Origin of the sequence: Amycolatopsis melonis, from assembly GCF_040064235.1 — a bacterium.
GTDB classification, from domain to species: domain Bacteria; phylum Actinomycetota; class Actinomycetes; order Mycobacteriales; family Pseudonocardiaceae; genus Amycolatopsis; species Amycolatopsis melonis.
Window position 1 is genome coordinate 246,203 of sequence record NZ_JBDZYD010000013.1, and the last position, 9,860, is coordinate 256,062.

The following is a 9,860-nucleotide window of genomic DNA, read 5'->3' on the forward strand; positions in this document are numbered from 1 at the left end:
CGATTCCGGTGTGGCTGCGCGACCGGACGGCTACCGGGCGCACTCCTAGGCGGGGCGGCGCCGCACCTCGTCGAGACCGGCCCAGCCGCCGTTGACCGCCAGCAGCGTCAGCACCTGCTCGGCCTGCTCGGCGAACCGCGCGAGGTCCTCGTGCAGCAGGGCGGCGCGCTCGCCGTCGAGCTGGTCGAAGTCGTCGAACCACAGGGAGATCGCCGAGCCCGCCGTGACCGCGAGGCCCTGGGTCAGGCTCAGGAACCCGGGCGACGGCTCGGCGGCGGCCGCGCGGTAGGCCGTCTCGATCTCGTCGCACGCGGCGAGCAGGTCACGCAGCTGGCGGACGGCGCCTGCCGGGGTCCCGTCCCAGGCGGCCGTCGGCCAGGCGCGGTCGGACAGCTCGAGCCACAGCCGCCAGCCGGCGACCAGCTCGGCTTCGTCGTGGGGCGTCCAGGACGCCGGAACCGGCCAGTACATGCTTCGAGGGTGACACCGCCGGAGCGGAAATCCGCCCCGGCGGTGGGTTATGTCTCATGTGGCGAAACTCAGCCGATGACGGGCGGCACAGGGACACACGGCGGCGGCGTGGCGTGCGCCGGGTCGAGCGCGTTGAGAACCAGTCCTTCGGCGACCGGGTCGTAGGTGATGCCGAGGTGGTCGGTGAAGTCGAGCACGCAGACGTTCTGCAGCAGGATGTTCCGCACGTTCGGCGCGGGCTTCAGGAAGGCGCTGGTGTACGGCGTGACGACGTCGTCGTAGCGGGTCTGGATGACGGTGTACTGGATGCCGGGCACGGTTTCGCCACCGGCGTTGAGGTCGGTGAGGAAGTCCGACCCGACGGCCTGGTCGTTGCACGCCTGGCAGAAGGCCCCGAGCCCGGCCGGCACTCCGGGAATCATTTCGAGGGTGCTGAGCAGGCCGAAGAGATCGGTGCCGTGGTTGGACGGCGACAGCCCGACGAGCCTGCTGATCTTGTCCGCCCCGCCGAGATACTTGATCCAGTACCGGACGTTCATCCCGCCCTGCGAGTGCCCGACGACGTCGAGCTTGCTCGCCCCGGTGGCCTGGAGAATCTTCTCCCCGAAGGCCGCAAGCGCTTTCGCGGTGTCCGCCACCGGCCCGACGGTCTGCAGGAAGGCCCCGGGCGCCCCGCCGAAATTGCCCGCGAAGACGCAGTAACCGGCGTCGGCGAGTTTCTGCGAGAGGTGCGCCCAGTTCTCGTAGGCGCTCGCGGTGGTCCCGTTGGAGAGCAGCACGGGGTTGGGATGCCGGTCGGAGGGCTTGCAGTTCCAGTCGTTCGCCCCGGGAGGAGCAATGGTGGGCGCCGCGAGCGAGTAGGCGGCAGCCGTGAGGATGTTGGGTTGCACGGGCCCCGTGGGTTCCTTCTCGGCAGCCTGTGCGGCCCCTGCCCCCAGAGCGACCGTCGTTGCCGCGGCGATCGCCGCTCCGAGCCACCTGCGCGTCCTTGCGCCCATCCGCTTCACCTCTCTGTGAACCGATGGTGATCCACGTCACCGAGGGCTTAACGCGCGAGTAACTTGCTCCGGACCTCCCCCTGGTGGGTCATTTCTCGCGAGATTCTGCGTGAAGGGGAGCGCCCTTGCCCGCGGATGGTGATCTCCGGAAGACTGGAAGGTGGCAGCCAGGTCTGGTCCGCCGTTTCCGGCCCGCGGCTTGGTGGCCGCTCCCTGCGCGGGGAACGGCGTACTTGACGTGGTTGCCCGGCTGTGCCGGCACACCACGAGCCGGGCCGTAACAGCGGGCAAGATCAACGCGAGATTGATCTGCGTGGACACGACAGACCGAAATCGCATGCCCGGCAAGACGAACGTTGCCGCCGCCGTGCTGGCAGCCGGGGCCTTCGCCACCGCGTGCACGGCCGGCACGCCGAGCAACCAGCAGAGGCCCGTCACGGTGACAGCGTCGGTGCCCGCCACGTCCGCCGCCACGGCAGCGAAGATCACGGTGCCGGACGTGTCCGGGATGAACCACCAGGACGCCCAGGACAAGATGCAGGCGGCCGGGCTGTACAACCTGCGAGAGGTCGACTCGACCGGCAAGGGCCGCATGATGGTGCTGGACAGGAACTGGTGTCAGACCGGCCAGGACCCGAAGGCGGGCACCGAGGTCGACGCGAACACGGTCATCACCCTGTACGCGGACAAGTGCTAGCCGACGGCTCCGGCAGGCGATCGACCGGTGGGTGTTCCGTCCGTGTTCCGTCAGCTGACGGAACACCCACCGCCGAAGTGGTCCGGCCTGCGCAGAATCAGCCCTTGAGCAGGGCGCGGGCCATGACGACCTTCTGGATCTGGTTCGTGCCTTCGTAGATCTGGGTGATCTTCGCGTCGCGCATCATGCGCTCGACCGGGAAGTCGCGGGTGTAGCCGGCGCCGCCGAACAGCTGGACCGCGTCCGTTGTCACCTCCATGGCGATGTCGGACGCGTACGCCTTCGCCGCCGAGGCCATGAAGCCCGCGCGCTTGTCGCCGCGCTCGCTCGCCGCCGCCGAGGCGTACACCAGGTGGCGGGCCGCCTCGATCTTGGTGCCCATGTCGGCCAGCATGAACTGGACGCCCTGGAACTCCGCGATCGCCTTGCCGAACTGCTTGCGGTCCTTCACGTACGCGATCGCCGCGTCGAGGGCGCCCTGTGCGATGCCCAGTGCCTGCGCGCCGATCGTCGGGCGGGTGTGGTCCAGGGTGCGCAGCGCCGTCTTCAGGCCCGTGCCCGGCTCGCCGATGATGCGGTCGGCCGGGATCGTGCAGTTCTCGAAGTAGATCTCGCGCGTCGGGGAGCCCTTGATGCCGAGCTTCTTCTCCTTCGGGCCCACCGAGAAGCCCGGGTCGTCCTTGTGCACGACGAACGCCGAGATGCCGTTGGCCTTCTTCTCCGCGTCCGGGTCGGTCACGGCCATCACCGTGTACCACGAGGATTCACCCGCATTGGTGATCCAGCACTTGGTGCCGTTGAGCACCCAGTGGTCGCCGTCGAGCCGGGCGCGCGTGCGCATCGACGCGGTGTCCGAACCGGCCTCGCGCTCCGAAAGCGCGTACGACGCCGAAGCCTCGCCCGACGCGATCGACGGCAGCACGAGCTTCTTCAGGTCCTCCGAAGCCGAGAGGATGATCGGCTGCGTCCCCAGCTTGTTGACCGCCGGGATCAGCGACGCCGACGCGTCCACCCGGGCGACCTCTTCGATGACGATGCAGGCACCGACGGCGTCCGCGCCCTGGCCGTCGTACTCCTCGCCGATGTGCACGGCGTTGAACCCGGACTTGACCAGCGCGTTGTACGCCTCGATCGGGTAGCGCTCCTGCTCGTCGACCTCGGCCGCGTACGGCGCGATCTCCTTCTCGGCCAGAGCCCGGACCGCGGCCCGCAGCTCCTCGTGCTCCTCGGCAAGCTGGTACAGGCCGTCGGTCACTTCCGGTCACCTTCTCTACGACGTCGGGAGGGATCTGTCGATGTTAGCGCTCGTTCACAGCGTCCGTCCTTGTGTCGTTGACCGCAGAATTCGTATGGTCGGGTGATGCCGCTCACCGCGCCGCCCGGCCTGCCCGCTTCGCTGGACTATCCCGAGGTCCCGGCCGGTTCGATCCTCGCGGCGGGCGCCGCGCGCTGGGGCGGCCGGACCGCCTTCGCCCACGAAGGCCGCAGCCTCACCTTCGCCGAGACGTATCGGGCGGCCTGCCGCTTCGCCCACGCGCTGCAGGAGCGGGGCATCGGCCGCGGCGACGTCGTCGCGCTGCACCTGCCGAACTGCCTGGCCTTCCCGGTCGCCTACTACGGCACGCTGCTGGCCGGCGCGACCTTCAGCCCGGCGAACCCGCTGCTCCCGCCGGACGACCTCGCGGTCCAGCTCGCCGACTGCGAGGCCGCGGCGGTCGTCACGGACGGCCCCGCCACCCTGGCGAGCGTCGCCGACCGCATCCCCGCGCGCTTGACCGTCGTGGTGAACCCCGACGGAGACCTGCCCGAAGGCGCCGTCGAGTTCGAGGCGTTCCACGCGGCGCAGCCGGAGACGCGCCCGCCGTCCGAGATCGACGTCCACGCGGACCTCGCGCACCTCGCGTACACCGGCGGCACCACCGGCCGGTCGAAGGGCGTGCGGCTGTCGCACCGCAACGTCGTGGTCAACACGCTGCAGTACGCGTGCTGGGGCACCGGCTCGGTGCCGGCGCTCGACGCCCGCGGCGACGTCACGCTCGACCAGATCGGCAGCGAGGACGAGTGGCCGACGCGCCTGGGCACCGGCGTCGCGATCAACCTGACACCGTGGTTCCACGCGATGGGCATCATCGGCGGCCTCAGCGCGGCGGTGCTCACCGGGACGACCATCGTCCTGCACTCGCGCTTCGACCCGGCGGCGTACGTCGCCGACGCCGAGCGGCTGCGCATCACCGGCATCGGCGGTGCGCCGGCGCTGTTCGCCGCGTTGCTCGCGACGCCGTCGTTCCACACCGCCGACCTGTCGTCGGTCCGCTCGATCGGCTCGGGCGCGGCGCCGATGAACCACGCGATGATCAACGCGCTGCGCGAGCGGTTCCCGGACGTGGTGATCAGCGAGGGCTACGGCCTCACCGAGGCGACGATGGGCGCGGTGCTGTCACCGGCGTACCGCTCGGGCACCCGCAAGGTGGGTTCGGTGGGCGTGCCGATCTTCGACACGGAGGTCAAGATCATCCCGCCCGAGGGCGGCGACGCCCCGCTGCCGCCGGGCGAGCGGGGCGAGGTGTGCCTGCGCGGCCCGCAGATCATGCTGGGCTACCGCAACCGCCCCGAGGAGACGGCAGAGGCACTGGCAGGCGGCTGGCTGCACACGGGCGACATCGGCATCCTCGACCCGGACGGCTATCTGTCCATCGTGGACCGCAAGAAGGACATGCTGCTGTACAAGGGCTACAACGTGTTCCCCCGCGAGCTGGAGGAGCTGCTGGTGACAATGCCAGGCGTCGCGGCGGCCGCGGTGGTGGGCCGCCCGGACACCGAGGTGGGCGAGCTGCCGGTCGCGTTCGTGGTGCCGCGCGGTGCGCTGGACGCCGAGGAGCTGATGGCCGCGGTCAACGAGAAAGTGGTGCCGTACAAGCGGTTGCGGGAGATCCACGTCGTGGCGCAGATCCCGGTGTCCGCCGCCGGGAAGGTGCTGAAGCGGCAGCTGCGGGAGCAGCTCGGATGACCGAACAACGGACGTCCGCGACCGGGATGCCGAAAGTGGCAGGGCCACTCGACGACGCAGGCGAGCGGCTGGAGCCAGGCCATGCCGGCCCTCCAGGACAGTCATACCGGCAGGCTGCTCCGGAAAACCGGAACCAGCCCGGCCCAGGGGGTACCTGTATGCCGACGACGACGAGCGGCCGCTGAGCGAGGCAGGCGTCGCCGGCGGTGACCGGCTGACTGCCTTGCCCCTCTAGTGACCCGTCTTCTCGCGCAGGGCCGCGTCCTTGTCGAGGACCAGCTTCTCCAGGTCCGCCTGGAAGCGGGCCACCTTCTGCTGGAGGCCTTCGTCCGATGCCGCCAGGATGCGGACTGCCAGGAGGCCCGCGTTGCGGGCTCCGGCCACCGAGACCGTGGCCACCGGGATGCCTGCCGGCATCTGGACGATCGACAGCAGCGAGTCCATGCCGTCCAGGTACTTCAGCGGGACCGGGACGCCGATCACCGGCAGGACCGTTGCCGAGGCCACCATGCCCGGGAGGTGGGCCGCGCCGCCTGCGCCCGCGATGATCACCTTCAATCCTCGTGACGCCGCCGAGGTCGCGTAGTCCAGCATGCGCTGGGGGGTGCGGTGGGCCGAGTACACGCCGACCTCGTACTCGATGCCGAACTCGTCCAGCGCTGCGCCCGCCGCCTCCAGGACCGGCCAGTCCGAGTCGCTGCCCATGATCACGCCCACCTGCGGCGCCATAGCGATTTCTCCCGTCAGTGGATCTCGTAGCCGTCGAGCCAGACGGCGTGGGACAGCCAGTGCGCCGACAGCAGCGCTCGGTTGCGCAGGTCGTCCATGCGCTCGCCGGTGAAGTTGACGTGCCCGAGCTTGCGTCCCGGGCGCTCCTGCTTGCCGTACAGGTGGACCCGGGCCTCCGGGTAGCGCGCGAACAGGTGGTGCAGCCGCTCGTCCGGGCCCATCTCCGGCAGCTCCGGCGCGCCCAGCACGTTCGCGCTCACGCACGCCGGCGCGACCAGGTCCGTCCGGCCAAGCGGGTAGTCGAGCACCGCACGCAGGTGCTGCTCGAACTGCGACGTGCGCGCGCCGTCCATGGTCCAGTGCCCGGAGTTGTGCGGGCGCATCGCCAGCTCGTTGACCAGCAGCCCGGCGTCGGTCTCGAACAGCTCCACCGCCAGCAGCCCGGTCACGTCCAGCGTGGCCGCGATCCGCAGCGCCAGATCCTGCGCCTCGTGCACGCGCTCGGGCGAGAGCCCCGGCGCCGGGGCGAGGACCTCGGTGTTGATGCCGCCGCTCTGCACCGTCTCCACCACCGGGTACGCCGCACCCTGGCCGAAGGGCGAGCGGGCGACGAGTGCGGACAGCTCCCGCCGCATCGCCACCTTCTCCTCGACCAGCAGCGGTGTGCCCGCCTCCAGCAGCTCCGGCACGGTCTCCCGCGCGTGCTGCGCGGTGTCCAGCATCCAGACACCACGGCCGTCGTAGCCGCCGCTCGACGCCTTGAGCACCACCGGCCAGCCGTGCTCGCCGCCGAACTTCACCACGTCGTCCACCGACGACACCTCGGCGAAGGCAGGGCCCGGCACGTCGAGCCCGGCCATCATCTCGCGCATCACCAGCTTGTTCTGCGCGAAGCCCAGCGCGGAAGGCGCCGGCCGGATGGCGAAGCCCTCCATCGCCAGGGTCAGCAGGTGCTCGCCCGGCACGTGCTCGTGGTCGAAGGTGAGCACGTCGACCGAGGACGCGAACTTCCGCAGCGCGTCGAGGTCGGTGTGGTGGCCCAGCATGACGTCGCCCGCGACGAGCCCCGCCGCTTCGTTCTCGCTCGCGGCGAGCACGCGCAGGGACTGGCCCAGCGAGATCGCCGCCTGGTGCGTCATCCGGGCGAGCTGGCCGCCGCCCACCATGCCCACGACGGGCAGACCGGTGTTCTTGTCCATAGCGCCGATCAGCCTAGACGGTGACCACCTGCGGTGACCTCCGGACCAGGCGAAGCTCACGTGCCGCCAGGCCCAGGATGCCTGCCGCCGCCGCGAGCACGTAAACGTTGCCCAGCACGGACCAGCCCAGGCCCCAGCCGAACTCCGTTTCGCCGCCGTTGGGCACCAGCATCACGATCTGCGAGACGAACAGCGCCGCGACCGCCGCGGCGGCCCACCACCGCGCCTTGACCACCAGCAGCGTGATCAGGGGCACGCACCACACCCAGTGGTGGGACCACGACACCGGCGACAGCAGCAGCCCGTAGAACGCCGTCACCAGCAGCGCCGCCGCGTCCTCGCCACGCCGGTGCAGCCGCACCACCAGCCACACCGCGGGCACGGCGAGCACCGCCGCCACCCCGACCGCCACCGCCAGCGACCAGGGCGCCAGGTGGGTGGCCCGGTTGACCAGCCCGTTGAGCGACTGGTTGAAGATCCAGTGCACCGACCCGACCCGGCTCGGGTCGGTCGCCGAATCCCGCCAGAACCGCGCCGCGTCGACCGGGATGACCGCGAACATCACCGCTTCGAGCGCCACGAACGTGCCCACCGCCCGCAGCCCGTCCTTCCACCGGCCCGTGAAGAACAGGTGCGGCACGAAGATCAGCGGAGTGAGCTTGATCGCCGCCGCCACGCCGATCAGCACGCCCGCCCAGCGCGACCCGCGCGCCGAGAGCACCAGGACGTCCAGCACCACGAACGCCATCAGTATCAAGTTGATCTGGCCGAGGAACAGCGTCTTCCACACCGGTTCCAGTGCCAGCGCGGCGGCCGTTCCCGCCGGCAGCGCCCATCGGCTTCTTCCCAGAAGCGATGAGTGCCCCGGCGGCGACGAAACCACCGTGACGACGACCATAAGGGCGACCACCGACAAAAACGCGATCACGCCCCAGACGAGGCCGGAGGGCACCAGCGCCAGCGGCAGGAACAGCGGCGCCGCGGCCGGGGTGTAGGTGAACGGCAGCCGCACCCAGTCCGGCAGCGCGGTCAGCACGTCACGGGTGTACAGCGGGTCGCCGTGGACCAGCGTCAACGCCCCCGCGCGGTACACGGCGCTGTCCGCGCCCACGTGCCACCCGGCCAGCCAGACCACCACGCCGAAGGCCAAGACGAGCAGCGCGAGACCCCCGGCGAGAACCCAGCCGGTGCGCGCCTCAGACGCCGGTCGCGACGTCGGCATGCTCGTCCGCTGCGGTCTTCCGGCGCGCCCGCCGCAGCAGGCCCCAGCGCAGGATCAGCGCCGCGGCCAGCACGACCGGCATCAGGATGTAGGCGTCGCCGAGCACGTTCTGCCACACCTTCCAGTGCAGCTCGACGTTGCGGCCGTTCGGCAGGATCAGCAGCACGCAGCTGACGAACACGAACGCCACCAGCCCGGTCCCGACCCAGCGCTTCCACGCCGTCTTCGGGGTGGTCTTCGGCAGCCGCGACACCAGCAGCACGATCAGCGGGATCACCCACACCCAGTGGTGGGTCCACGAGATCGGCGAAATCAGCAGCGTCCAGAACGCGGTGACGAGCAGCGCGGCCAGTGCCTGCCCCTTGCGGTGGAAGCGCATCAGCAGCCACAGCGCCGGGATGGCGAGCAGGAAGCCGATGCCCATCGCCGCCTTCGACGCCCACGGCGCGAGGTCGGTGGCCCGGTTCATCAGCGCGTTCAGCGACTGGTTGCCCGCCCAGTGCACCGGCCCGATCCGGCCGGTGTCGGGCAGCGTGACGGTCCAGTACTTGGCCGCGTCGTGCGAGTTGACCAGGAACATCAGGCCCTGGAGCAGCACGAACGTGGCCAATCCGCGGATCGCGTCCATCCGCCGTCCCGTGACGAACAGGTGCCCGAGGAACACCAGCGGCGTCAGCTTGATCGCCGCCGCGACGCCCACCAGCACGCCGCCCCACCGGCTCCCGCGGGCGCCGATGACCAGCATGTCCAGCATGATCATGGCCATCAGGATCAGGTTGATCTGGCCGAGGAAGATCGTCCGCCACACCGGCTCGAGGGCGAGGAAGACCAGGAAGAACACGATGGTCGAGCGGGCGGGCGAGGCCCACCAGCGCGGCCCGTCGGCGGCCGGGCGGGGCAGCGCGCCGATCGCGATCCGGATCGACAGCGCCATCGCCCCCAGCGAGACGGCGGTGATCAGGCCCCAGGAGATCTGCGTCGGGAACGCGGCGAGCGGGACGAAGATCAGCGCGGCCGTCGGCGGGTAGGTGAACGGCAGCAGCGCCCACCACGGCTCGTTGGGCAGCGTGTTCGCGTCGTAGAGCGAATCGCCGTGCAGCAGCGTGAGCGCGCCGGCCCGGTAGACCGCGCTGTCGACGCCGAGCACCCAGTCGTGCTGCCAGCCGTAGATGCCGTACCCGATCGCCACCAGCGGGATCACCGACAGGATCAGGATCGACCGCGGGCGGACGGACAGGCGGGCGAGCGATTTCCGCAGGGCCAGGCGGTGCTGGGGTCTGGCCGCGACTGGGCCGCCGGCGTCGGTGGGTACGGTCCGGGTCACCTCACCAGGAAATCATGACTGCCGTGGTCCAGGTCAGAAGGGTGAGCCGAACGGCGCTTGCGGGCATCCGGCCTGGCGCCACCGAAGCCGAACATCGGATCGCCGGCTTGGGTGGTCTGCCGCGGCTTGTCGTGTGTGAGAAACAGTGTTCTAACCCTGTTTCTCACTCACGACCCCGGCCCTTCGGGAGGCCCCAGCCCCCAACGGGCCGTT

The 9,860-nt window shown here is 70.5% G+C and carries 9 protein-coding genes; 2 read left to right on the forward strand and 7 right to left on the reverse strand.

The features are described 5' to 3' along the window. Nucleotides 1-45: 45 nt before the first annotated feature. Nucleotides 46-471: a hypothetical protein gene (locus tag ABJI51_RS32520; protein WP_348954879.1), complete on the reverse strand. Its 426-nt coding sequence runs from the start codon at nt 469-471 to the stop codon at nt 46-48. 68 nt (nt 472-539) lie between these two features. After that, on the reverse strand, nt 540-1,361 hold the full coding sequence (locus ABJI51_RS32525; protein ID WP_348954880.1) for an esterase/lipase family protein: 822 nt from the start codon (nt 1,359-1,361) through the stop codon (nt 540-542). A 421-nt stretch (nt 1,362-1,782) separates the two neighbouring features. Here ABJI51_RS32525 and ABJI51_RS32530 point away from each other — a divergent pair, with 421 nt between their 5' ends. After that, nucleotides 1,783-2,166 carry a PASTA domain-containing protein gene (locus tag ABJI51_RS32530; protein ID WP_348954881.1) on the forward strand — a complete coding sequence of 128 codons (384 nt, stop codon included), beginning with the start codon at nt 1,783-1,785 and terminating at the stop codon, nt 2,164-2,166. A 97-nt stretch (nt 2,167-2,263) separates the two neighbouring features. Here ABJI51_RS32530 and ABJI51_RS32535 read toward each other — a convergent pair whose 3' ends face one another. Continuing rightward, nucleotides 2,264-3,421: an acyl-CoA dehydrogenase family protein gene (locus tag ABJI51_RS32535; protein WP_348954882.1), complete on the reverse strand. Its 1,158-nt coding sequence runs from the start codon at nt 3,419-3,421 to the stop codon at nt 2,264-2,266. 105 nt (nt 3,422-3,526) lie between these two features. Here ABJI51_RS32535 and ABJI51_RS32540 point away from each other — a divergent pair, with 105 nt between their 5' ends. Continuing rightward, complete coding sequence (locus tag ABJI51_RS32540) at nt 3,527-5,173, forward strand: class I adenylate-forming enzyme family protein (protein ID WP_348954883.1); 1,647 nt, start codon at nt 3,527-3,529, stop codon at nt 5,171-5,173. 231 nt (nt 5,174-5,404) lie between these two features. Here the strand turns inward: ABJI51_RS32540 and purE are convergent, their stop codons facing one another. The 4 genes from purE to ABJI51_RS32560 are packed head-to-tail and all read right to left on the reverse strand — an operon-like array spanning nt 5,405 to nt 9,647. Further along, the gene (purE, locus tag ABJI51_RS32545; RefSeq protein WP_348954884.1) at nt 5,405-5,902 is read right to left on the reverse strand and encodes a 5-(carboxyamino)imidazole ribonucleotide mutase; all 498 of its coding nucleotides are present in this window, start codon (nt 5,900-5,902) and stop codon (nt 5,405-5,407) included. Between the two features lie 14 nt (nt 5,903-5,916). Next, on the reverse strand, nt 5,917-7,101 hold the full coding sequence (locus ABJI51_RS32550) for a 5-(carboxyamino)imidazole ribonucleotide synthase (RefSeq protein ID WP_348954885.1): 1,185 nt from the start codon (nt 7,099-7,101) through the stop codon (nt 5,917-5,919). Nucleotides 7,102-7,114: 13 nt separating this feature from the next. Next, complete coding sequence (locus tag ABJI51_RS32555) at nt 7,115-8,323, reverse strand: glycosyltransferase 87 family protein (protein ID WP_348954886.1); 1,209 nt, start codon at nt 8,321-8,323, stop codon at nt 7,115-7,117. Next, complete coding sequence (locus tag ABJI51_RS32560; RefSeq protein WP_348954887.1) at nt 8,298-9,647, reverse strand: glycosyltransferase 87 family protein; 1,350 nt, start codon at nt 9,645-9,647, stop codon at nt 8,298-8,300. Before ABJI51_RS32560 ends, ABJI51_RS32555 begins: the two co-directional genes overlap by 26 nt. Between the last annotated feature and the right edge of the window lie 213 nt (nt 9,648-9,860).